Source organism: Clostridiales bacterium, from assembly GCA_015243575.1.
GTDB lineage: Bacteria > Bacillota > Clostridia > Peptostreptococcales > Anaerovoracaceae > Anoxybacterium > Anoxybacterium hadale.
Genome location: CP042469.1, coordinates 628,768 through 651,653 on the forward strand (window position 1 = coordinate 628,768; position 22,886 = coordinate 651,653).

At 45.4% G+C, this 22,886-nt stretch carries 21 protein-coding genes; 17 read left to right on the forward strand and 4 right to left on the reverse strand.

Annotated elements, in window-relative coordinates; genetic code table 11:
• The first annotated feature begins 9 nt into the window (after positions 1 to 9).
• From cdhC to FRZ06_02610, 9 genes are all read left to right on the forward strand, one after another.
• Entirely contained in the window at positions 10 to 2,139 is a 2,130-nt protein-coding gene (cdhC, locus tag FRZ06_02570) for a CO dehydrogenase/CO-methylating acetyl-CoA synthase complex subunit beta (GenBank protein ID QOX62318.1), read from the forward strand.
• 186 nt (positions 2,140 to 2,325) lie between these two features.
• Entirely contained in the window at positions 2,326 to 3,660 is a 1,335-nt protein-coding gene (locus FRZ06_02575) for an acetyl-CoA decarbonylase/synthase complex subunit gamma (GenBank protein QOX62319.1), read from the forward strand.
• 33 nt (positions 3,661 to 3,693) lie between these two features.
• Positions 3,694 to 5,595 carry a DUF4445 domain-containing protein gene (locus tag FRZ06_02580; protein QOX62320.1) on the forward strand — a complete coding sequence of 634 codons (1,902 nt, stop codon included), beginning with the start codon at positions 3,694 to 3,696 and terminating at the stop codon, positions 5,593 to 5,595.
• 31 nt (positions 5,596 to 5,626) lie between these two features.
• Positions 5,627 to 6,382 (forward strand): AAA family ATPase, encoded by a 756-nt coding sequence (locus tag FRZ06_02585; protein QOX62321.1) that lies wholly within the window; start codon positions 5,627 to 5,629, stop codon positions 6,380 to 6,382.
• Between the two features lie 42 nt (positions 6,383 to 6,424).
• Entirely contained in the window at positions 6,425 to 7,399 is a 975-nt protein-coding gene (locus FRZ06_02590; GenBank protein ID QOX62322.1) for an acetyl-CoA decarbonylase/synthase complex subunit delta, read from the forward strand.
• Positions 7,400 to 7,455: 56 nt separating this feature from the next.
• Positions 7,456 to 8,253 carry a methyltetrahydrofolate cobalamin methyltransferase gene (locus tag FRZ06_02595; GenBank protein QOX62323.1) on the forward strand — a complete coding sequence of 266 codons (798 nt, stop codon included), beginning with the start codon at positions 7,456 to 7,458 and terminating at the stop codon, positions 8,251 to 8,253.
• Between the two features lie 94 nt (positions 8,254 to 8,347).
• Entirely contained in the window at positions 8,348 to 8,545 is a 198-nt protein-coding gene (locus tag FRZ06_02600; GenBank protein ID QOX62324.1) for a CooT family nickel-binding protein, read from the forward strand.
• An 81-nt stretch (positions 8,546 to 8,626) separates the two neighbouring features.
• Positions 8,627 to 9,517, forward strand: a complete 891-nt coding sequence (locus FRZ06_02605; GenBank protein QOX62325.1) for a MoxR family ATPase — start codon at positions 8,627 to 8,629, stop codon at positions 9,515 to 9,517.
• The gene (locus FRZ06_02610; GenBank protein QOX62326.1) at positions 9,486 to 10,802 is read left to right on the forward strand and encodes a VWA domain-containing protein; all 1,317 of its coding nucleotides are present in this window, start codon (positions 9,486 to 9,488) and stop codon (positions 10,800 to 10,802) included. Before FRZ06_02605 ends, FRZ06_02610 begins: the two co-directional genes overlap by 32 nt.
• Before the next feature lie 49 nt (positions 10,803 to 10,851).
• Here FRZ06_02610 and FRZ06_02615 read toward each other — a convergent pair whose 3' ends face one another.
• The 4 genes from FRZ06_02615 to FRZ06_02630 all read right to left on the reverse strand — a co-directional run bounded on the left by FRZ06_02615 (position 10,852) and on the right by FRZ06_02630 (position 14,929).
• The gene (locus tag FRZ06_02615; GenBank protein QOX62327.1) at positions 10,852 to 11,328 is read right to left on the reverse strand and encodes a hypothetical protein; all 477 of its coding nucleotides are present in this window, start codon (positions 11,326 to 11,328) and stop codon (positions 10,852 to 10,854) included.
• 152 nt (positions 11,329 to 11,480) lie between these two features.
• The gene (locus FRZ06_02620; GenBank protein ID QOX62328.1) at positions 11,481 to 12,464 is read right to left on the reverse strand and encodes a hypothetical protein; all 984 of its coding nucleotides are present in this window, start codon (positions 12,462 to 12,464) and stop codon (positions 11,481 to 11,483) included.
• A 245-nt stretch (positions 12,465 to 12,709) separates the two neighbouring features.
• Positions 12,710 to 13,432, reverse strand: coding sequence for a response regulator transcription factor (locus tag FRZ06_02625; protein QOX62329.1), 723 nt, complete (start codon positions 13,430 to 13,432; stop codon positions 12,710 to 12,712).
• A gap of 219 nt (positions 13,433 to 13,651) precedes the next feature.
• Complete coding sequence (locus tag FRZ06_02630; GenBank protein QOX62330.1) at positions 13,652 to 14,929, reverse strand: AraC family transcriptional regulator; 1,278 nt, start codon at positions 14,927 to 14,929, stop codon at positions 13,652 to 13,654.
• A gap of 213 nt (positions 14,930 to 15,142) precedes the next feature.
• Between FRZ06_02630 and FRZ06_02635 the strand changes: the two genes are divergently transcribed.
• From FRZ06_02635 to FRZ06_02670, 8 genes are all read left to right on the forward strand, one after another.
• Positions 15,143 to 15,790, forward strand: coding sequence for a dimethylamine corrinoid protein 3 (locus tag FRZ06_02635; GenBank protein ID QOX62331.1), 648 nt, complete (start codon positions 15,143 to 15,145; stop codon positions 15,788 to 15,790).
• An 89-nt stretch (positions 15,791 to 15,879) separates the two neighbouring features.
• On the forward strand, positions 15,880 to 16,854 hold the full coding sequence (locus FRZ06_02640) for a hypothetical protein (protein QOX62332.1): 975 nt from the start codon (positions 15,880 to 15,882) through the stop codon (positions 16,852 to 16,854).
• 45 nt (positions 16,855 to 16,899) lie between these two features.
• Entirely contained in the window at positions 16,900 to 17,349 is a 450-nt protein-coding gene (locus tag FRZ06_02645; protein QOX62333.1) for a hypothetical protein, read from the forward strand.
• Between the two features lie 97 nt (positions 17,350 to 17,446).
• Positions 17,447 to 18,505: a [dimethylamine--corrinoid protein] Co-methyltransferase gene (locus FRZ06_02650; GenBank protein QOX62334.1), complete on the forward strand. Its 1,059-nt coding sequence runs from the start codon at positions 17,447 to 17,449 to the stop codon at positions 18,503 to 18,505.
• Positions 18,506 to 18,853 carry a hypothetical protein gene (locus FRZ06_02655; GenBank protein QOX62335.1) on the forward strand — a complete coding sequence of 116 codons (348 nt, stop codon included), beginning with the start codon at positions 18,506 to 18,508 and terminating at the stop codon, positions 18,851 to 18,853.
• Positions 18,854 to 19,120: 267 nt separating this feature from the next.
• Positions 19,121 to 19,513: a BlaI/MecI/CopY family transcriptional regulator gene (locus FRZ06_02660; GenBank protein QOX65805.1), complete on the forward strand. Its 393-nt coding sequence runs from the start codon at positions 19,121 to 19,123 to the stop codon at positions 19,511 to 19,513.
• The gene (locus FRZ06_02665; protein ID QOX62336.1) at positions 19,497 to 21,203 is read left to right on the forward strand and encodes a hypothetical protein; all 1,707 of its coding nucleotides are present in this window, start codon (positions 19,497 to 19,499) and stop codon (positions 21,201 to 21,203) included. The genes FRZ06_02660 and FRZ06_02665 overlap by 17 nt, the downstream gene beginning before the upstream one ends.
• A gap of 228 nt (positions 21,204 to 21,431) precedes the next feature.
• The gene (locus FRZ06_02670; GenBank protein QOX62337.1) at positions 21,432 to 22,859 is read left to right on the forward strand and encodes a DUF4445 domain-containing protein; all 1,428 of its coding nucleotides are present in this window, start codon (positions 21,432 to 21,434) and stop codon (positions 22,857 to 22,859) included.
• Positions 22,860 to 22,886: the final 27 nt, after the last annotated feature.

A 22,886-nucleotide genomic window follows, 5' to 3' on the forward strand; every position in this document is an offset into this window, starting at 1 on the left:
GGGGAAATCATGTCGAAGCATTTGTTTACTCAAGCCTATGAAGGCGCCGTGGTTGCCACCAGCTATGCTGAAATTCTACTGACCCAGGCGATCCGCGAGCACGGAGAAGATACACTCGTATGTTATCCTGACACTGCATATAAACTGCCGGTCATCACTGCTCTCAGCGGAGAGGACGTCAGTACGCTGAAGGATCTGGTGCCCATTCTAAACCGCATCAGAATGACCAAGGTACGGGATGAATTGACCCTTGACGGAGCAAAGACCAATGGCGAAGCGGCGTTTTATGCGGCAGAAATCATTGAGGCGCTGCGCTATCTGGGCGGCAACAATCCCCACGTAGAGCCCTGGACAGGATTTCTGACAGACCCTGTACTGAGAAAATTCGGAATTCAACTGGTAGACTTCACCATTCCTGGTGTTGCCGTTATCATCGGAAAAGCACCGGACAGCAAAACCGCTGCGAAGCTCATCAAGGATCTTCAGAGCAAGGGCATCATGCTGATGCTGTGCAATGAGATCATCGAGCAGCTTCTGGAAGAGAACGTAAAACTGGGAATCGACTATATTGCATTCCCCCTTGGGAATTTCACACAGGCGATCCATGCAGTCAACTTTGCGCTGCGCAGTGGTCTCGCCTTTGGAGGAATCGCCCCGGGCAATAAAACAGAACAGCTCCAGTATCAGAGAAACCGTGTACGCGCGTTTGTTCTCGCTTTGGGAGAGCAGGACGAGGTGCGAATCGCCGCAGAATTCGGGGCCATCATGCTGGGTTTTCCCACCATTACCGATCAGCCGCTGGAAGAGGAAGTGCCCGACTGGTATGTTTACATGCCGGACTATGAAAAGATGGCTGCTTTTGCCCTGGAACTCAGAGGGATCAAAATCAAGATTGTTGACATCCCTGTACCCATTACCATCGGCCCGGCCTTCGAAGGAGAAGTCATCAGAAAGGCAGATGCTTATGTAGAATTTGGCGGAGGAAAGGCTCCTGGATTCGAATATGTCAAAATGGTGGGACCTGACGATATTGAGGACGGAAGAATTACCGTGGTGGGCCCTGAAATTGATGATGTGGAAGATGGGGCAATTCTCCCCATCGGTATCTATATCAAGATCTACGGAAGAAAGATGCAGTCAGACTTTGAGGGTGTGCTGGAGCGCCGTGTCCATTACTTTATCAACTACGGAGAAGGCTTGTGGCACGTTGCACAAAGAGATCTATGCTGGCTCCGAATCAGTAAAGATGCAAAAGAGAAAGGGTTTAAGTTCAAGGATTTCGGAGAAATCCTGATCGCAAAATATAAATCGGAATTCCCAGCCATCGTGGATCGCGTTGAGGTTACTATATATACTGAAGAAGCGCTGGTCAATGAGAAGATGGAAGAGGCAAGAGAGGCATACAGAGTCAGAGATGAGCGGCTTGGCGGTCTGACAGACGAGTCTGTGGACGAATTCTATTCCTGCCTGCTCTGTCAGTCCTTTGCCCCAAACCATGTCTGTATCGTAACACCGGAACGTGTAGGCCTTTGCGGTGCCGTCAGCTGGCTGGATGCCAAGGCTTCCTTTGAGATTACCCCAACAGGTCCAAACCAGCCCCTGAAAAAGGAAGGAGTTGTGGATGAGGAAAAGGGGATCTGGAGAAGTCTCAACGAGTATGTCTATACTGCCTCTAATCAGTCGGTGGAGGAAGTTGCGCTGTATACCCTGATGGAACTTCCCATGAGCTCCTGCGGATGTTTTGAAGCGATCATGGCCATCGTACCGGAAGCCAATGGCCTGATGATCACCACCAGAGAACACTCTGGAATGACCCCTTGCGGCATGACCTTCTCCACCCTGGCAGGTGCTGTAGGCGGCGGTGTGCAATCGCCGGGCTTTATGGGAATCGGAAAACGATATATCATCAGTAAAAAATTCATAAAAGCGGATAACGGGATCGGAAGAATTGTCTGGATGCCCAAGGATCTTAAAGAGTCTCTCAGAGGAGAGATGACAAAGATTGCAGAGGAGCAGGGCCTTGGCAGTGACTTTGTTGATAAGATTGCAGATGAGACCATCGGTACTGCCACCGAAGAAATCCTTTTCTTCCTGGAGGAAAAACAGCATCCTGCGTTTACCATGGATCCGCTGTTCTAACGTTTTCAAGTATCAACCAAACAAATCACTAATAAATTGCAAAGGAAATTTTATTCACAGCGGTTCATGCTCAAGTGAGAATTGGAGCGGCTTATCGCACTCGATCCCCAAATGAAGGCGGGAAAGCTGCGTAGAAAAATGATGCTGTGAATAGAATTTCCAAGCAAGAAAAGGAGATGTGAAATTATGGCACTAACAGGATTAGACATTTTCAAGTTATTACCGAAAACCAACTGTAAGGATTGCGGAAACCCAACCTGCCTTGCATTTGCTATGGCTTTGGCAGCATCCAAAACCTCCATCGAAAATTGTCCTCACATTTCAGAAGAGGCTAAGGAGACACTTGGCGGAGCTTCTGCACCTCCCATCAAGCTTGTAAAGGTTGGCAAAGAAGGCTACGCGAGAGAACTGGGAGATGAGGTTGTATTATTTAGACATGATAAAACCTTCTATCATCCAACCTGCTTCGCAGTAGAAATCTCCGACACCCTGACGGGAGACGCGCTGACGGCCAAGGTAGAAAAGGTGAATAGCCTGACGTTCGAGAGAGTCGGTGAGCTGGTTTCCATCGATATGATCGCTGTCAGGAACGATTCCGGAAGCCCTGAGGCATTCGAAATTGCTGTTAAAGCAGTAGCCGAGAAAACCTGCTTTGCTACCGTGCTGATCAGTGAAGACCCTGCTGCCATGGAAAAAGGCCTTGCGGTCATAGGAACATCAAAGCCGTTGATTTACGCAGCAACAGAAGCAAACTATGAGAAGATGGTGGATCTTGCAAAGAAATTTGACTGTCCTCTCGTCGTAAAGGGTGACGGGCTGGAAGCGACAGCAGCACTGGTGGAAAAGGTTGCGGCCTCCTACAAAGAGCTGGTTATCGATACCGGTACAAGAGCGCTCTCTCAGGCGCTTGCTGAAATCACACAGATTAGAAGACTTGCCATTAAAAAGAGATTCCGTCCTCTGGGATATCCCGTCATCGCATTTACCGCATCCGATGACCCGAAAGAGGAAGTCCTGGAAGCCAGTGTGTACGCTGCCAAATATGCCAGCATCGTCGTGTTGAAGGCGGATGAAAAGTCTCAGATACTGCCTCTTATGGCTCAGAGGATGAACATATACACCGACCCGCAGAAGCCAAGTCAGGTTGAGCCGAAGGTATATGCCATCGGAGCAGCCACCAAGGAATCTCCGGTTTACGTAACAACAAACTTCTCCTTGACCTACTACACCGTCGAAGGAGAAATATCAGGAAGCAAGATTCCTTCCTATATCATCGCCTGTCCCACAGACGGAACCTCAGTACTGACCGCCTGGGCAGCGGGAAAATTCAACGGCGACAAGATCGCGGAATTCATGAAAGAATGCGGAATCGATAGCGTTGTTGATCATAAAAACATCGTCATTCCAGGATACGTGGCTGTAATCAAAGGAGCTCTCGAAGAAAAATCCGGCTGGAAGGTTATGGTTGGACCGGCTGAGGCGTCGGGGTTGCCTGCATTTGCGAAGTCCTACTTCGCTTAATTGCTTGTTAATTTTGCGTGATGAGGATTTTATATGGCACAATATCAAGTGACATTTCTACCTGACAATATTGAAATTACCGTTGAAGAGGGAACCAATCTGCTGGAAGCGGCAAGAAACGCGGGAATCGAACTGGGCAGCCCCTGCGGCGGCAACGGAACCTGCGGTAAGTGCGCCGTGCGGGTCACTTCAGGCCTTTACGAAGCCGGGAACGATTTTCACCTGGCGGAAGACTCGAAGACCCAGGGGGATACTCTGTCCTGCACTGCTTCTGTTAAGGGTGATCTGACGGTTGAAATTCCCGAAAAATCCAGAATGAAAAAGCATAAGGTTGTTCTTTCGGAACGACAGATCAAAGAAAATAGTTTCTTGCAGCAGAACGGAATAAATCCTGTGGGAAGAAAGTATCATCTTATGCTCACAAAGCCTGATCTTAAGGATAATATGAACGACCTTGACAGAGTAAGGAAGGCTTTAAGGAAAGAATACGGTGTCACAGAAGCAACGATTTCGCTGGACGGTCTGCGAAAGCTGCCTGAAGCGATTCGGCTGGGGAATTTTGAAATCACCATTACTGCGATCATGGTTCAAGGCCGGTGCGAGATCATCGGTGTGGAACCAGGAAAGATGGAAAAGCCCGTTTTCGGGGCGGCTGTGGACATGGGAACCACCACCGTAGTTGTGGTTTTGGTGGATCTGGACAGCGGTACCATCTTGGATCAGGAGGGGACTTACAATAAACAGGCCACGTATGGTTCTGATGTAATCTCAAGAATCATTTATGCCGATGAGAACCAAGACGGACTGAGTACCCTCAAAGAGGCAGCGACGGATACGGTCAACGAACTGCTGAAGGCACTCCTTGCGAGAAACGGCCTTTCCGCAGGGGACATCATTTCTATGGTTTGCGGAGGAAATACAGTGATGACCCACCTGCTTCTGGGAGTCACACCTACTTATTTGAGGCTGGAACCCTATCTCCCGGCGGCGGTAACGTTTCCTGCAGTGAATGCGGAAACACTAGGAATTGGTATTCATCCTCATGCCCCGGTTTTGACACTTCCTTCTGTTGCAAGTTATGTGGGAGGGGATATCTCGGCGGGCGTATTTGCAATTCTGCCCAAAAATTCTGATGATCTGAACCTGTTCATCGACATTGGAACCAACGGAGAATTGGTACTGGGCAACAGCGAATGGCTGGTTACCTGTTCCTGCTCAGCAGGTCCCGCGTTTGAAGGTTCAGGAATCAACTGCGGGATGAGAGCTATGGATGGAGCCATTGATTGGATTGAGATCGATCCTGTCAATTTGGAGGCTGGCTATCGTGTGATTAACGGTGGGAAACCCTTGGGGATTTGCGGCTCCGGTTTGATTTATTCTCTTTCGGAGATGCTGGAAGCCGGAATCATTGACAGAGCGGGAAAAATCCGTCTGCCAGCGGAGGTTCCGGGTGCATGCAGAAGCAGGATTAGGATCGGACCGGAAGGAGCGGAATATCTTCTGGTACCTGAATCAGAAAGCGGTACAGGCAGAGATATCGTGATCACAGAGGGGGATATCAAGAATCTACTAAGGGCAAAGGGAGCGATCTTTGCAGGAATCAGAACCATGCTGCAGCAAGTTCAGCTGGATATGAGTGTTATCTCTAATGTTTTTATCGCCGGAGGCTTCGGAAAATATATCAACATTACAGATGCAGTGCGGATCGGCTTGCTGCCGGATTTGCCGGAAGAGAAATATGAGTATGTGGGCAACAGCTGTATTCAGGGTGCCATTCTGGGATTGCTTTCCCTGGAGGCCCTGATGGAAATGGATGAGATTGCATCGAAGATGACGTATTTGGAACTATCCATAGGGAATCAATTTATGGATGAATTCATTTCAGCAGTATTCATACCCCATACAGACCTCAGCTTATTCCCCAGTTTGCAATAAGGGGAAACCGGACACGAAAGGAGTTCACAGGATGACAGTACAAATAGCAGTAGCAGGAAAAGGTGGAACAGGGAAAACTTCATTCTGCGCACTGTTGATCAGATATCTGATTGAGAGAGGCAAGACCCCAATCCTGGCGGTGGACGCAGATGCGAACGCAAATCTCAACGAAGCATTGGGTTTTTCCATTGAAAATGAAACGGTATCGGAATTGATCGCAGCAACCAAGGATCCAAATGCAATCCCTTCCGGTATGACTCAGGATGTTTTCATCGAGTATAAGCTCAACGCAGCGTTGGAAGAGGGAAAGAATGTTGATCTCATTGTCATGGGAGGACCGGAAGGCCCTGGCTGCTTCTGCTTTCCCAACAATATCCTGCGTAAATATCTGGATCACCTCTCCAAAGGGTATCAATATATTGTCATGGACAATGAAGCAGGACTGGAGCATATCAGCAGAAGAACTACGCGGGATATCGATGTGATGTTTGTGGTCAGCGATTGTTCCGCAAGGTCAGTTCGATCTGCCGGAAGGATTCATCAGCTGGTCAAACAACTGGATACAAAAGTGAAAAATCTTTATCTCATTCTGAACAAAGCGGCGCCTGAGGATGCCGAAGCCCTGAAGGAAGAAATTGAAAAAACAGGACTGAAGCTTGCAGGTCTCATTCCAGCTGATCCGATGATCACCAGCTTCGATATTGGAGGGAAGGCGCTCTTTGATCTGCCTGAGAACTCACCGGCAGTAGGGGAACTTTTTAAAATTCTTGACCAATTAAAAATATGAATGTGGAATTCAACAAGCAAGGGATGAAAGGAGAATCAATCAATGCCTGTACAAATTATAAAAGAAAGAAACAGCGGTAAAGTTTTGAATGTTGTTCTTGGTGCTACCAAAGAGCAGGGCGGAACGAGGACCCATACCATAACTGTTGGAGGGCAAACAAGCCTGCCATTTCTTCATTTTGAAGGAGAGGCTCCCAATAAGCCCGTCATCGCCATGGAAGTGGTGGATAGAGTTCCCGATGATTGGAACGATGAGCTTAAAACGGCTTTAGGGGATGTTTTGGACGATCCCACTGTTTGGGCAAAGAAGTGCGTGGAAGAGTTCGGAGCAGATCTCATCTATCTGAGGCTCCAAAGTGCAGACCCGGAACTGGGCGACAGTTCGCCTGAGAAATGCATTGAGACAGTGAAAAGCGTTCTGAAAGCAGTAGGCGTTCCGCTGGCAGTGATCGGCTGCGGAATCGACGAGGTAGACAATAAAGTGATCAGTGCCGTTGCAGAAGCCTGTGCTGGTGAAAACCTCCTGCTGGGTCATGCGACTCAGGAAAACTATAATACCTTAACTGCCGCATGTATGGTACATAAGCATACTCTCATTGCCAATTCTCCGCTGGATATCAATATCTGTAAACAGCTGAATATTTTGATCACGGAAATGGGCCTGCCCATCGAGCGAATCATTATGGACCCCAGCATCGGAGGTCTTGGATACGGCATGGAATACGCCTATTCCATCGGAGAAAGAGGAAGAATCGGAACGCTCCAGGGCGATAAAATGCTTGCGCTTCCCACCTTGGGAACGGTCGGCTTTGAAGCATGGAAGGCAAAAGAAGCCAATGTAGGTGCTGATGAATTTCCCGGATGGGGAGAGCAAGGGGAGCGCGGTATCCTGTGGGAAGCTGTTACAGCCACTTCCTTGCTTCAATCGGGTCTTGACATCCTCGTGATGAGACATCCAGAAGCGGTCAGACTGGTCAGAAAGAACATTGAAGACCTTATGAAGCCCAGCAGCCTGTAACTTTAATCAAAGAATCCAACGTTAGCCCCAATGAAACATATAAAGGAGAAAAGATTATGGAAATCATAGGTGAAAGAATCAATGGGATGTTCAAGGACATCAAGGAAGCCATTATAGCCCAGGATAAAACGGCGATACAGGAATGGGCTATCAAGCAGACTGAAAATGGAGCAAACTGGCTTGACGTCAATACAGGAGCCAGCGCAGCGGATCAGTTCGCTGCCATGAAATGGCTCATCGAGACCATTCAGGAAGTGGTTGATACACCGCTCTGTCTGGATTCCACAAACTATGATTTAATCGAAGAAGGTCTCAAGCTTTGCAAAAAACCAGCCTTGATCAACTCCTGCCATGCAGACAGATACAAGATTGAAAGAGTTTTCCCTATGGCCATTCAGTATAATGCCAAGGTCATCGGACTGGCTATGAGTGAAACCTCTGGGATTCCCAAAAACGCCGACGACCGTGTGGCACTTGCTATGGAGCTTGTTGCAGCTGCAGATGAATTCGGGCTGCCCCTCCAGGATCTTTATATCGATCCTCTGATTCTGCCAGTAAACGTTGCACAGGATCATCCTGTTGAAGCTATGGAAACCATCAGACAGATCAAATTCCTTTCTGATCCTCCGGCTAAAACTGTTGTTGGTCTTTCTAACGTATCCCAGAAATGCAATAACAGAAAGCTTATCAACAGAACCATGCTTGCAATGCTCATGGCCTGCGGACTCGATGCTGCCATCGTTGATGCCAATGATGACGAGCTGATGGATACCGCTGCTGCCGCGAGAATCCTCATGAATAAAGAAATTTATTGTGATTCTTACGCGGATCTTTTCAAATCAAAGAAAATTTAGCGGCACTGTTTTCAGTTGAAAATATAGTGAATTTGAAAACAATACGATACAATTCTAATTGAACATAGTATGAATACAAACGGGGGTAGATAAAATGTGTGAATCAACTGTATATCTCATCGATAAGAACGGAAAAGAGAGCCTTTTCTTTGAATTGGTAGACAAAATCGTGCCGGATCAGAACACAGTCTATCTGGAGGACATCCTGGGGCAGAAAAAGTCAATCCAGGCAAGGATCAAGGAACTGGCGCTGGTAGACCACAGGATCGTGCTCGAAGAGATCGGGGAATAAATAAAATAGGTGATATTACACCGCGTTGCAGACATTCTCGCAACGCGGTGGTTTGCATGTTACAGAATAAGGAGTTTTCATATGGACTTAAGTACGCTGCGCAAAGCGCTGGAAGCAGAGCGTTATGTATTTGACGATAATCTACTGACGACCTTGTACATTGCGATCAAACTGGGAAAACCTCTCCTTATTGAAGGCGCCGCCGGTGTCGGAAAAACCGAAGTGGCTAAGGTTTTGGCTGCCGCATATGGGGTTGAACTTACGAGGCTGCAATGCTACGGAGGTCTGGATGAGGCCAAAGCCTTGTACGAATGGAATTACCAAAAACAGCTTCTAAGTATTCAACTGAATCTGCAGCAGGGCAGCGATACAGAAGAAGGTGGGGACAAGAGGCTAGAAGGTCTCTTCAGCAGAGATTTTCTGCTGGAACGGCCGCTGCTGAAAGCCATCAGCAGTGACAGGGAAGAGGTACTGCTGATTGATGAAATTGATAAAGCGGATGAGGAATTTGAAGCTTTTCTTCTTGAACTCCTGTCGGATTTTCAGGTATCCATCCCTGAGCTGGGAACTGTTAGAGCAAAGATGCGCCCCGTTATTGTTCTGACCAGCAATAACACACGGCAGCTTTCCGATGCACTTCGAAGAAGATGTGCTTATCTCTTCATTGAATATCCGACCATTGAGAAAGAGTGCGCTATCATAAACGCGAAAATACCTGGGGTACCGGACAAGCTCGCAGCTGATGTGGCTGCCGCCGCAGCATACTTGAGAAGCAACGAAAAGATATTCAAAAAACCTTCTATTGCTGAGACCCTGGACTGGGCTTCTGCACTGATGGCGCTGAATCAGAAGCTGCTTGATGAAGAAAGCGCCGCAAAGACCGTAGGATTTATGCTGAAGAATCAGGAGGATATTTTGGAGTTTTCGGAGGGCGGCGGATTTGGACGATTTATTACTCAACAACTTACTTAGATTTTTCGAAGTTCTGCGAACTGCAGGAGTCAGGGGTAGCCTGTCGGAAGCCATTGATGCTATCGAAGCACTTACCTGTGTGGACGTGATGGATCGGGCGGCGGTGAAGGCAGCTCTCTCTGCATGTGTTGCAAAGAGCGAAACCGAAAGAAAGATCTTTTCCGAGTGCTTTGAGCGGTTTTTCATCAATCCTGTTGAGAAGAGCAATTATGTTACCCGCAAATCAAAGGCCAGAGAGCAGCGGAAACTGGAAATCCTTGAAAAAGCTTCCGAACTCCAGTATCAAGGTCAGGAGCTTGATCTCAGCGATGAGCTCAAAGAGATCTACTCTGAGATAACCGTCTCTGAGCGACAAAGCATTCTGGATTTCCTGGAGCGGTCTTCCATGGGAAAAAACATGAAGTCCCATTTCAAGCCCATCACGGAAAATGTGGTAAAGGGGAAGCTGAACAATCTGAAAAACAAGTGCCAAAAGCCCCACAATCACCATCAATGCAGTATTTTTTACAGCCCGGTCTCAGAAGCTGGAATCATTGCGGAGGATGCGGAGGAAGCAATCCGTGAGGAAAACAGTCTCATCTATAAAAATCTGAGTACCATCGAAGATAAAGATATGCCTGCTGTCATTCAGCTGATCAGAGCTATGGCGGAGCGGCTGAGAAAGAGCACGAGAAGGCGGCTGCGTACAACGGGAAGAGCCGGTCTTGACTTTAAACGGACCATCAGTTCCAGCATTGCTTCGGGAGGTACCTTGTTTCGATTAAAATATAAAAGAAAGCACGGTCCAAAACAAAGAATCCTTACCCTCTGCGATGTCTCAGCCTCTATGTACCGGTTTTCAGGTTTTGTGCTGAAATTTATCTCCTGCCTCCATGCCGAAGTTTCTTCTGCGGACAATTATGTATTTTCTACAGGAATTGAAAAGCTCAACATCAGGAGCTTTACAACCTCTACTGATATTGAGCAGGAAATTACCAAAAGCAAGGTGTGGAAAAAAGGAACGGACATCGGTCAGGCAATCCGCCATATTCTGACGGACCGATTTGCGATTGTTAATTCGTCCACCGTCGTTATCATCGTCAGCGATGCAAAGACGCTCAATGTGGCAAAAGCCACAGAGGAGCTGAAGCAGCTGGCGGCGAAAGTAAAGCAGATCTATTGGCTCAACCCCATACACGAATCCGACTGGGGTGAAATCGCCGGGTTGGATGGATTTAAGCAGTACTGTGTCATGCTGGACTGCAGCAATCTTGACAAGCTGAGTAGAGCATGTGAACGGTTATGATAGATTCAGAGTATTTGAGAGATATCCTTGAAAGGCCATGTCAGATGGATTATTGATTTGGTGGATTTTGAGTAGTGGAATCTACTGAAAAATATTTTGACATCCAATCGATAAGTTCCTCTCGGTCATCTAATATTTTGCTTACTGAATCTATATAATTCTGCGTAAGCGCTTCGCTGTTTTCTTTAAATTTCATAGATATCTTTGCCTGCTCGTCTGAAGAGGCATCTGGACTTGATGCCAATTCATTCTGCATCGAATACCAAAGCTTAGAAGAGGCAAAATAGTATTCTGCAGACAACTGCTTTAGTTCATCCATATTCACATCTGATACATGAAAATCATCCTGAAATTTCATTCTCAATTTAGCTGCATTTTCTTCGCCTTCTCTCCAGAATAATTCATATAATGCACCTGCCGCTTTTTCATAAGCAACTTTTTCCACCTTATCATCTTTTATTGAAAAAAATAATACTAGTATCAGACCAAGTGCTAATAACAATAAGATAACTCCGACTTTTCTCATAGAAGATTTACCTTCCTTTAGGATATCCTATAAAATATTTGATGGTATTTTGGTAAAATATTACAAACAGACCGCTTTTGCAGCCTGTTTGTAAAGATAAATTGAGTTATAATTAAGGATTTTCAGATTACGTACTTTATTTAACTAAAATATCATGGTAACCTATCCGTTGAAATTCCTACCCATCCAGAGCCATTTGAAGAGTAACCAAGACTAGTGGCTAAATCGCGGCTAAAGTCTACTCCGGCTCTATTTGTAATAGTTCTGCCGAGGTAATTAACACCTCCATTATAACCTGTTTCATATGCAGCTTGAGCCATTGGTTTTCCTAATGCTAAATCGGTGTACATTCGACGGCTACTTGGTAAACTTCCGGCAGAATCCCAATAATTGTCATCAATGCTCCAGGGCCCAGCTTCTAAGACCTTAATGCCATAAGCTGAAGTCTGTGGAGATAGTTCAGTAGAAATATTGATCTTATAATCATTTCCACTGTAAGTTGAACGGTATTTTGTGGGTATATCGCTAATTTGCCCTAAATTTGCAAATTTTAAATATTTATCTGGTAATGCAACGCAATTGGCAGAATTAGCATTAAATTGGGTTGCATACACTCTACAAGCTCGAGTTCCGGCTCGTGCTAATGACTGTTCGGAGAATTCTTTATTTTTTTTAGCTTGTATGGCAGAATCATCAGCAATGAATTTAGCCATCCATTTAGTAAATTCATCACTATCTCCCAGCTTCCTGCTAATTGAACCGATATAATTATCCATAAGCTTTGTACTGTTTTCTTTAAAACTCATACTCTTCGATATATCAGTATTTGCTGACATGTCATTTTGCATGGAATACCAAAGATCAGAATTTGCAAAATAATAATCTGCGGCTAACTGCTTTAAGTCTATTATATCGGCATCGGACAATTGAAAAGCTTCTTGAAATTCAATTCTCGCTTTATCAACATTTTCTTCCCCCTCACACCAAAACAGGTAATATAACTCGCCTGCGGCTTGTTCATAATTAGGTTTTGTTTTAGTTTTCTCTTCGGCAAAGGTTGAAGAGAAAACTATTGATGACAGACACAACGCAAATACCAATATGATTGATGATAAAACTCTTAACGATCTTTTCATGATGTACCTCCTGGCAGAAATCTGCCAATATACTTAAAATATAAGTTTGGATTTGATTTCTCCTTCATCCCTCCCTTCCTTTGAATTTCTACGGTTCAGTAACTACCTAAAACCTGAGTTTCATTACATTAATTGCTTGTGTTCTCAACTGAACCATACCTTATTGTTCCTGTATGTTAGCATAATACGTTATCCCGTGCAGAACATTGTAATAACTGACAGTTTTTTTGTAGTGAACCAAGATTTTATCTGGACCCTTTTTTTTCAATCTCCATTTGCATAGTACGAATGCTTTTTCTTTTTGTCTGGCTGATGGGCAGAATTGCACCGTTTCGCATCATTAATTGCTCGTATTGAAATTTTGCGACGTGATAATAGTTTACAAGGTAGGATTTATGGCAGAAAAAGAAGCGGGATTTTCTCAACTGAGAAAAGATATCCGCTAGGGATCCGTAAAATATTTCTTCGCCTTCTATAGTAACCATTTTTACTTTTCTGCCAAGACTTTCAAAATATAGAATACTTACTGCCGGAATACTTTTATTTTCATAGTTCTGCTTATATTGAAATGCTAGGCAAAGCTTATTTGATAATTCCATGCCCTTTTTAAGCACTGTCAATACCTTCTCTGCTTCTAAAGGCTTGACCAAATAATGCAGAGGCCTTACTTCAAACAAATCCATCGCATAGCTGTCGTCACCTGATATGTAGACGATAAGAATCATTTCATTCTTTAATTCATTTCGAATACTCATTCCTAGCTGAATTCCGTCAAGTTTCCTGAGATTGATATCCAGAAAAACCATATCATAGTATATACCCTTTTTAAGGTGCCTATAAAATTCTTCACCGGAAAAGTAAACATCTGTTTCGATCTTCTGATAGATTTTTCTTTCATAATCCAAAATAATCTCTTCAAGTTGTGCACAAATTATTGGGTCATCATCGCAGATTGCAACACGAAACATAAGTACCGATCCTCCGTTTCCATCAGAAATGATAGTTTTGGTTCTGTAGGGGCTAGATTAGATAGAAAGGCTTTTTATTCCTGCTGTTTATAAGACAGAAAATTTGTGAATTTTGTTACATAAATTTCATAAAATTGTTTGAATTGTTATAAAAAAATAATCCCACAAAATAAGCCTAAGGCATTGTTTGCCGGATTATGTTCTATACTATCTATAATTTTACTTCTTCACAACACCCTTCCGATAGTTCTTTGGCGTTACCCCTTTCAATTTCTTGAATACTTTCGAAAAATAGCTCTGATCGTCAAAGCCTGCCTGCAGGGAAACATCGATCAAGTTCAAATTCGTATTGGACAAAAGCTCGCAGCTTTTGTTGATTCGTATTTGATTGAGATAGTCGGTGAAGGTAATTCCCATTTCCTGTTTGAACAGCATGGATAAATAGGATGGATTGGTATGGAGGTGACTTGCGACGGTTTTCAAAGAGATTTTGTTTTTGTAGTTTTCATTCACATCTAAAATCGCCATACGGATGATTTGTGAGTTGCCGGAATAAGAGCTGGCTGCGATGGCCTGGACGATACTATCAACCAGGTTTGACGTCAAGATGGATAGTTCCTGATAGCTGACCGCCTTATTTAAAACATTCATGTCATAATAGTATGCTTCTGCCTGCTCTTGGGACAGGCTGGTTCTTTCCGTAACAAGCCGTGACAGAATGGTACAGATGCTGAGCACCTTTGTTTTAATAGAGGACAGGTCACCAGCTTCAATCAGAGAAATTCTGCCAAGTAAATCGCTTAGCAGCTCAAGACTTGCCTTGGAGTCTCCCTCCTTAACCCGTTCTAAAAGCTGATTTTCCAGGTCGTAGGGATAAGGCATGGACTTATTCTCTTTTTTATATTTTTGAAGGCTGAGGCCAATTTTTCGCTGTTCCTTATATTGGCTGTTTATGCTGGCATAATCCTCATTCGGTGAGATTGCTGCCAGGATACAGCTCCAAAACAGTGTCGCAAGATGAGACACTTCTTTTGGCTTGTACACCTTAATATTGCGCAAAAAAAGGATCGCTTTGGGAAAGGCATCAAAATGGATGTGGTTTAATGAAAAGATATTGGAGATACTGCTTTCTTTCAAATCTCCCATGATGATAGGCCCCGCCATAAAGCATCCTAAAACCTGCCCGTTGATGATAAGTGAGACAGCAATTTTGACTAGACCAGCCTTGCAGAGAAAAACGTAAGGCTCACCTAGCTGTGCAGACAGCTTTGCTGAGGAGGCCAGATTCCGTGCGCAGGGGCTTAGGGGATCTTTGTAGATATCAAAATAGTTGCAGAATTTGTTGGACTTATTGCATTCCCATTCAATTTCCTGATTGGGATTGAAATATGTAACGGGGATGTCGGAAATGATGCAGAAGGATTGTATTGCTTCTTCAATCTGAGATGACAGTTCCTGAGAGGCCGATACCGAAGAAGGAAGGATGAAATGTTCCATTATTTTCAACTCCTTAGAACTGTAAAAATATATACTTATGACAATAAAATATTACCATAATCATAGAATCAAAACAATAAAATATTCAAAGGCAACCAATAAAAACTACCAAAATAACAAAAAGCATTTCTATGAACCCATACACAATTAATATAAGATAAGGTTAGGGAAACACTGATAAGACCACAATTTATAATATTTTAGGAGGGTAACATGAGCAAAGAAGCATTATTCAAGGAAGCGTTTGATTCAATCCTGGATTGTGATGAAGACAAGGCGATGGAAGTATTAAAAACTGCCGAAGAGCAGGGAATTGATTCTGTTGAGCTTTTGACCCAGGGCTTCAGCGCGGGAATCAAGCATCTTGGAGACCTGTTCGGGCGCGGGGAGGTATTCCTTCCAGAGCTGATCTTCGGTGCCGAGGTAATGAAAAGAGTTACGACAGAAATCGAAAGCAAGATGGATGCCTCCCAGGTTTCCACCAAGGGGATCTTTGTGATCGGAACCGTTGAAGGTGATGTTCATGACATCGGAAAAGGAATTGTAGCTTCCTTAGTGAAGACCAATGGCTTTGATGTTTATGATATTGGCAGAGAAGTTCCCGCCGAAGTTTTTATTGAAAAGGTGAAGGAATTCAACGCAGATTTCCTCGGAAGCAGCGCCCTTCTTACAACAACGATGACCGAACAAAAGAAAATTGAAGAACTGATGGAAAAAGCCGGGTTGAAAGGAAAAGTCAAGACTCTGGTGGGGGGAGCTCCGGTAACAAAGCGCTGGGCAGAAAAGATTGGTGCCGATATGTATTGCGAGGATGCAAGCGATACCGTAAATGCACTTCTTGGTTGGATCGGAGAAAAATAAGGCAACCGTTGATCATAACGTCGGAAGTGAACATGAACCATAAGTGATTATGAACAGAATAGCATCAATCCAAATAGGATAGGAGGCAGATCGTGAGCAAGTTTAAGTACGAAGATGACATCTACGGCTATTGTATTTTGCGCAACGAAGATTTAGATGCCTTACATGAAGCTACCCTGGATCTTATGGAGAATTACGGACTCCAGATCCACGGAGAAGAAGCGCTTGAAATATACAGCGCAGCGGGTTGTGACGTAGACCGGAGCATAGACCGGGTAAGATTTCCAAGAAATCTTGTCAATGACAGCATTGAATCATGTCCGGAAGAATTTACATTATGCGGACGTGATCCTAAAAATGACGTGAAGGTGGGAGGCAAAAAGGTTGCCTTTAAAAACTTTGGTACAGGGGTTCGAATGATTGACCCATATACCGGAGAAGTCAGGGATTCTACCAAAGAAGATCTGGGAAATGTGGCAAGATTCTGCGATGCTATGGATACTGTGGACGTATTCTCCATCGCCGTCGCTGCGGGAGATGTAAACCAGAAGGTAAAATGTCTCCATGAGGCGGAAATTGTATTCCATAATTTGACCAAGAACTTTGCCCATGATCTGGAAGGGGTAAAAAACACCCAGCGCTTCATTGACATGGCAGCGGCAATTCAGGGCGGTTATGACAAGCTGAGAGAGCGGCCCATTATCGCCATGGGAGCCTGTCCCAACAGTCCCCTTGAGATCAACGAGAATGAGTCGAGCATCATTATGCTGTCTGCAAGACATGGACTGCCCATCGATATTCTTTCCATGGGACTGTGCGGCGGAACTACCCCGGCTACCCTCGCCGGTACTCTGGTGGTCACCAATGCAGAGATTCTGGGAGGAATCGTTTTATCCCAGATCATAAACAAGGGAAATCCAATCCTTTACGGAACATCCACAACCATTATGGATATGACAACAGCAACTTCGCCGGTAGGAGCGCCGGAACATGCCATGTGCGGCGCCGCAGTAGGCCAGATCGGCCATTACTACGGGATTCCTACCAATGTAGGCGGAACTTAGGGGGACAGTAAAGTAGTCGATGCCCAGATCGGGCACGAAAAGACAATGACTTCTCTGTTACCGGCAGTTACCGGAAGTAATATTATTTACGGTATGGGAATGCTGGAAATGGGTATGACCATGAGCTACGAGCAACTGTTAATTGATCAGGAGATCGTCCGCATGATACGAAGAGTACTGCAGGGCATTCCTGTGAACAAGGAAACCATTGCTTTAGATGTAATCCAGAAGGTAGGGCCTGCTGGTAATTACCTCCGCGAAAGACATACCTTGAAATACATGAGGCAGGAACTGTCCAGCACCAAGCTCATCAACCGCAGAATGAGAGATCACTGGCTGAATGAAGGCGGAAAGGATATGGCCCAAAGAGCAAGAGAGCAGGCGATAGAAATCCTTGAGAACTATCAGCCGATACCGCTGCCGGATGAAGCTGCAAAGAAAATCAGAGCCATCGTCGAAGAGGGCGAAGCAGAAGCAGCTGAAATGGGCGAATAGAGTAAATGCCTTAAAAGCTTGCGCAGGAAATTTTGCGCAAGGACTACGGCTACGCAGTATTGTACATAATTAACAATCAAAGGAAAGGACGTGTGAAATGGGAGACCAAAAGAAATACTTCACGCGAATGGGTGACGGCTCCATCATTTATATGACGGAAGAAGAAATTCGGGCCGATATCCAGGCGGGAGTAGAAGACGCAGCAGACAGAGGTAAGATCGCCCCATTGACCCAAGAGGAAATGGATCATATCTATGATATCATCACCATGCCCGGCGGGGTCGTAGGCGTTGACCCAAAGGATGCCATCGTAACATCCAACGATTCAGGATCAGACAAAATTAGTACGAAGTGCTGTATCCCGGTAGACAGAAGTATCAATGCCATGATTCACGAAAGAGTTTTGGGCGCTGACTCGGTAGATATCGGGCTGGAGGATTACAATTACAAAACGGTTAAGGGAGTTGCAAAACGAGAGGCTGCGGTGCTAAAAAGAGCGCTGAATTATACAACCATGCCACTGTTCTATGGCGCGATGCCCAATCTGGGATTTTATACAAAGCCCGATGGCCCCATCGACAACTGGGCCGTGCTGCTTCCGGAAGGAAAGATTAAGGAAGCTATGGCAGCTCAGGAGGAAGCGGTTGATCACGCAGTCAGAGACATCGTATTTGTCGCGGAGCAGATGCACGACGTTGGTGCAGACGGATTCCAGCTGGATACCAGCGGTGCCGCAGGAGATGCCGACTTTCTGGCGGCGCTCAAAGCTTGTGAGATCATACGGGACAAATTTCCGGACATGGGTGTTGAAATTGGAATGGCCGGGGAGTTCGTACTGGGGATGCATGGCAGGCTGAAATACAACGATGTAAGACTTGCCGGGCTTTATCCTCACCATCAGGTCAAGCTGGTTGAGCAAGCGGGAGCCTCCATCTTCGGAGCTGTGGTTAATACCAACTGCAACGCTACGTTTCCCTGGAATATCGCAAGAGTCTGCACGTTTCTCAAAGCATGCTCAGAGGCTGCAACCATTCCGGTTCATGCTAATGTAGGAATGGGCGTCTGTGCCATTCCCATGTGTGAGAATTCACCGGCGGATATCGTATCCAGAGTGGACAAATGCCTGATCGAAATCTGCAAAATAGACGGATTGTAGATTGGCGTGGGTGATCCCCTGGGACAGGAAGCTACACATGGAATCTGCGCCAGCATGGGCGGTGTCCGTACCACCGGAGATATGGTGATGCGGCTTCAGATCGCTAAGAAGATGAGAATCGACGAAGCGAAGAAGTATGTGGCGGAAAAGCTTGGTCTTACCATCGAAGAGATCTGCGATGTTGTGACCATGGCTGAAGTAAGAGAAGAGAGAGGATTTGGTCTTGCCAATTTCGAACCCTACGCGGAGTCCAACATAGGTATGGAGGCGAAGTTTAGGATTGCTGAAATTTTAGACATCAAGATCAATTCCGTCGAACGCTTCAAAGAGAGAGCAGGATTGAAATAATCCGGCAGCAAAGAAAGGCGAATTGAAATGATCCCAATCGCAGAGAACGCCGGATCAGTGGCAGGTAGGTGCCTTCCGCTGGCAGGGGATTTCAAAGCAATGGGTTCATTTAGACTACGGTCAGCAAGCGGAATATAAGAGGCGGATGATCAGAATCAATCTGATGTCCGTCTTTTTCATTTTATGGAGCAAGGATTGACATTATGACTACAGAGTGTTATTGTAAAAATAGACTACATCGTGTACGCTAAGGAGGGGATAGAGATGATGGTACAACAGGTGTCCGATTCCGAACTGGAATTGATGAAACTAATTTGGGACAATAAGGGGAAGCTTTTATATGCCGCGCTGATGGACCAACTAAAAGCAAAAGGCCGTACGTGGCAAAAGAACACGGTCATTACTCTGTTGTCCCGGCTGGTGGAGAAAGGATTGTTAAAAACCAGCAAAATTGGTCGTCGCAATGAATACATCGCTGTAGTGACAGAGGCGGATTATCAAGCGGCGCAGATCAAAACCTTTCTCGATAAGCTCTATGAAGGTGATGCCAAGGGGCTGGTAGCCACACTGATACAGCGGGAACTGCTAACCCCAGGTGATTATGAGGAGTTGAAAAAGTTTTGGGAAAGAGAGAGGGAGACAAATGAACGGGATCTTTAAAATCGTTCTGTCGCTCTCTCTGTCCGGATCGCTGTTAATCCTTGTTTTGTTCCTTTGTAAGCCCCTGATCAGAAATAAGCTGAGTAAGGGGTGGCAGTATTATATCTGGCTGATTGTGATTGCTCGACTGCTTTTGCCCTTTACGCCTGAAACAAGTCTTGTTGGTATTTTATTTCAAGAGATTGACCGGACCATCTGTCAATCAGTCACCGTGCCGGCGCTGGAACAACAGCAAGGTGCATGGCTTCCGCCACAAGTTGCTGATAACACACTAAGAGACGAGGAGCCCGTCAAAACCACTCGTGCAGAAGGGCATACCTTCCTGATCATTATGGTTGAGCATCTTTGGGTTGTCTGGCTGGTGACTGCGCTGATCCTACTAACACGAAAAATTACAATCTACCAGGGTTTTGTGCGATATCTCATGGCTGGACGCACAGAGGTTGCCAGCCCTGAATTGCTAGATCGGGTTGCGGAAATTGGCGAGAAAAACGGAGTCAAAAGACCGGTGGAGTTATATACAAATGGTCTTGTCTCATCACCTCTGCTCCTTGGATTTTTTCGTCCTTGTATTGTTCTACCTACTGCTGCTTTGCCGGAGAAAGAATTCGAATTTACAATACTCCACGAATTGATACACTATCGGCGGAGGGATATGTTTTACAAATGGCTGGTTCAGTTCACCGTCTGTCTTCACTGGTTTAATCCTCTTGTCTATGCCATAAGTCATGAGATCAATCGAGCCTGCGAACTTGCCTGTGATGAAGCAATTGTATGCAAGCTGGATTTTCCAAACCAGCGCGCCTATGGGGATACGCTGATAAACGCTTTAGGGGCTGGCGGTAGATATCGCGATTCTCTTGCTTCTGTGACACTGAACGAAAGCAAGAATCTATTGAAAGAGAGGTTGGAAGCAATTATGAAGTATAAGAAAAGAACGGCACCGGCGGCGGTACTTATGGTTTTATGCACAATCCTGCTTTGCGTAGGAGCCTCTGCCGCAGGAGCTTATGGGGCGGCTCCATCCAGTCCTTCGACTGCTCCATGGAATGTTATGGGAGAGAGAGGGCAATCATACACCTATTCTCAGGCAAGTTACTATGAGGCCCCGTATCTCTTCGAGCTTGGCTGGAACCTAAACGAGAACGGGTACAACTCATATCCCGATAAAGCCAAAATCGTATTATCCTCTCAGAAAGAAATGATGGTTTCTTTTGATAAATCTTGCAAGGACTTTATCAATAATGACAAGGCCCTCTCCAGCCTGAAGAAATTATTAGAAACGTTAAGGTCACAGAGTGAGGACTCCTCTTTACCGCTGGAAAAACCCTTCATCCTCAGCGTGGAAGATGTCGGGAACAGTAATCTTAGAGAATTAGCAGAGAAGTATTACACAAGTCATACCGTAACGAGATTTGTGGCCATTTTTCCATCACTGGATTCTGAGACACAAAAATCATACTGTGATAGGATGTTTGCGGACAATGAGAATGCTTTCTTTGCAGCGACGGTAAAGGTCATGGATGCTGACTTGATCAATTCCTATGCAGAGAAGGCATATCGTGAAAACAAGCTGACTTATTTTACAAATATCGTTCCATATTTGACAGATGATATGAAACAATTCTGGATAGTAAAAAGCTCACAGGAAAAGCGAAATACGTTTCAGGCTGTACTAACGACGAAATAGTTGCAGAAAAAGGCATACCGCGGTTCATGTATCGGAAAAACACGGTTTGCAAGCCTCGGGTGATAAAATCGCGGTAAAGCTTCTTTTTCTAACATAATTCGACATGTTTGAGCGAAAAAAACATACGGTAGATGCTTTCCATTTCAGCGTTTTCGTGTATAATGTAAATAGAAACTTCTATGTACGTTAAATATTAAACAAGCTCTGTTTTGACAGAAAGGGTATTTCATGTGGATCGAAGGTCAAACATGCATTGGCGGCGGAAAATGCCATGAATGCGGAAGATGCAACCGCTATGAAACGACAAACCGGAAATCAAAACTGATTTTCCTGCCTGATGACTTTAAACCCCAGCAGGAAGCAGCGCAGGCTGACGGAAGGCCTAAATATGGTGCTGCTTTTGATATTGGGACGACTACAATTGTAGGTATGCTTTGGGATCTAACCAATACTCGATTGGTGGATGTTGCTTCCAGAACAAATCCGCAAAGCACCTACGGAGCAGATGTGATATCAAGGATTACATATAGTATGGTGAGTCAGGATCACCTTGAGCTTCTCAGGGACAAGGTCAGAGCCTGCCTCAACGAGATGATAGCGGAATTTCAGGTGCGGCATCTGATTGAGCCTGCTGACATTTTTAAAGCTACCGTGGTGGGCAATACCACCATGAGCCATCTATTCCTTGGCATGGATCCATCAACCTTGGCGTTGGCTCCCTTCGAGCCTGCTTTTCGCGGACCCGTGGAGAAAAGTGCAGCGGATCTAGGCCTTACGATGAACCCGGCCGCCAGAGTCTATATTCTCCCCAATATAGCTGGACATGTAGGTTCAGATATTGTGGGGGTTATTCTGGCCTCCGGCATAAAAGAGCTTTCTGGTTTGCGGCTTGCCATTGATATCGGAACCAATGGTGAAATTGTGCTTGCAGACAACGGCAGAATGCTGGTTTGTTCTACGGCTGCAGGCCCCGCTTTTGAAGGTGCCCGGATTTATCAGGGCATGCGTGCGGCCAAAGGCTCTATTGAGGGCGTATCCATAGAAGAAGGTACGATAAAAATAAAGGTGATTGAAGAGGCCGAACCCATCGGGATTTGCGGCTCCGGCCTGATTGATGCCGTTGCTGTCATGCTTGATGCTGGAATTATAAATCACAAGGGCAATATTCTCACCGGAGAGGATGCGGAAAAAAAGGGCCTGGGTCCTGAACTATCGACAAGGCTTCGAAAAGGGAAAAGTGGAAATGAATTTGTTCTCGCCTGGAAAGAAGAAGGAGAGGATATTGTAATTACACAGAAAGATATTCGGGAAGTTCAGCTTGCAAAAGGTGCGGTGTACGGTGGCATTGTAATTTTGATGCAATGTCTTGGGGCCGACTCGTCTCAACTGGAAGAAATCATGATGGCTGGGGCATTTGGAAGCTATATTAATAAAAAAAGTATCCTTCGGATCGGGATGCTTCCCAATGTTGAAGAGGAGAAAATATCACACATCGGAAATGCGGCAGGAGTGGGAGCTTGTATGGCACTGCTGTCGGAAACCGAGCGGATCAAAGCCTATATACAGTCGGAGGATGCCGAGCATATTGAACTGGCCCTCCATCCGGATTTTCAGAAAGAGTATATCAATGCAATGTATTTCCCAAAGGAAAGCTGAATCAGTGGCCCGGTTATAATAGACAAA

Bases quoted from the DNA above. Each gene is read 5' to 3' on its own strand.
- cdhC (QOX62318.1), top strand. From the start codon at position 10: ATGTCGAAGCATTTGTTTACTCAAGCCTATGAAGGCGCCGTGGTTGCC.
- FRZ06_02575 (QOX62319.1), top strand. From the start codon at position 2,326: ATGGCACTAACAGGATTAGACATTTTCAAGTTATTACCGAAAACCAAC.
- FRZ06_02580 (QOX62320.1), top strand. From the start codon at position 3,694: ATGGCACAATATCAAGTGACATTTCTACCTGACAATATTGAAATTACC.
- FRZ06_02585 (QOX62321.1), top strand. From the start codon at position 5,627: ATGACAGTACAAATAGCAGTAGCAGGAAAAGGTGGAACAGGGAAAACT.
- FRZ06_02590 (QOX62322.1), top strand. From the start codon at position 6,425: ATGCCTGTACAAATTATAAAAGAAAGAAACAGCGGTAAAGTTTTGAAT.
- FRZ06_02595 (QOX62323.1), top strand. From the start codon at position 7,456: ATGGAAATCATAGGTGAAAGAATCAATGGGATGTTCAAGGACATCAAG.
- FRZ06_02600 (QOX62324.1), top strand. From the start codon at position 8,348: ATGTGTGAATCAACTGTATATCTCATCGATAAGAACGGAAAAGAGAGC.
- FRZ06_02605 (QOX62325.1), top strand. From the start codon at position 8,627: ATGGACTTAAGTACGCTGCGCAAAGCGCTGGAAGCAGAGCGTTATGTA.
- FRZ06_02615 (QOX62327.1), bottom strand. From the start codon at position 11,328: ATGAGAAAAGTCGGAGTTATCTTATTGTTATTAGCACTTGGTCTGATA.
- FRZ06_02620 (QOX62328.1), bottom strand. From the start codon at position 12,464: ATGAAAAGATCGTTAAGAGTTTTATCATCAATCATATTGGTATTTGCG.
- FRZ06_02625 (QOX62329.1), bottom strand. From the start codon at position 13,432: ATGTTTCGTGTTGCAATCTGCGATGATGACCCAATAATTTGTGCACAA.
- FRZ06_02630 (QOX62330.1), bottom strand. From the start codon at position 14,929: ATGGAACATTTCATCCTTCCTTCTTCGGTATCGGCCTCTCAGGAACTG.
- FRZ06_02635 (QOX62331.1), top strand. From the start codon at position 15,143: ATGAGCAAAGAAGCATTATTCAAGGAAGCGTTTGATTCAATCCTGGAT.
- FRZ06_02645 (QOX62333.1), top strand. From the start codon at position 16,900: ATGACTTCTCTGTTACCGGCAGTTACCGGAAGTAATATTATTTACGGT.
- FRZ06_02650 (QOX62334.1), top strand. From the start codon at position 17,447: ATGGGAGACCAAAAGAAATACTTCACGCGAATGGGTGACGGCTCCATC.
- FRZ06_02660 (QOX65805.1), top strand. From the start codon at position 19,121: ATGGTACAACAGGTGTCCGATTCCGAACTGGAATTGATGAAACTAATT.
- FRZ06_02665 (QOX62336.1), top strand. From the start codon at position 19,497: ATGAACGGGATCTTTAAAATCGTTCTGTCGCTCTCTCTGTCCGGATCG.
- FRZ06_02670 (QOX62337.1), top strand. From the start codon at position 21,432: ATGTGGATCGAAGGTCAAACATGCATTGGCGGCGGAAAATGCCATGAA.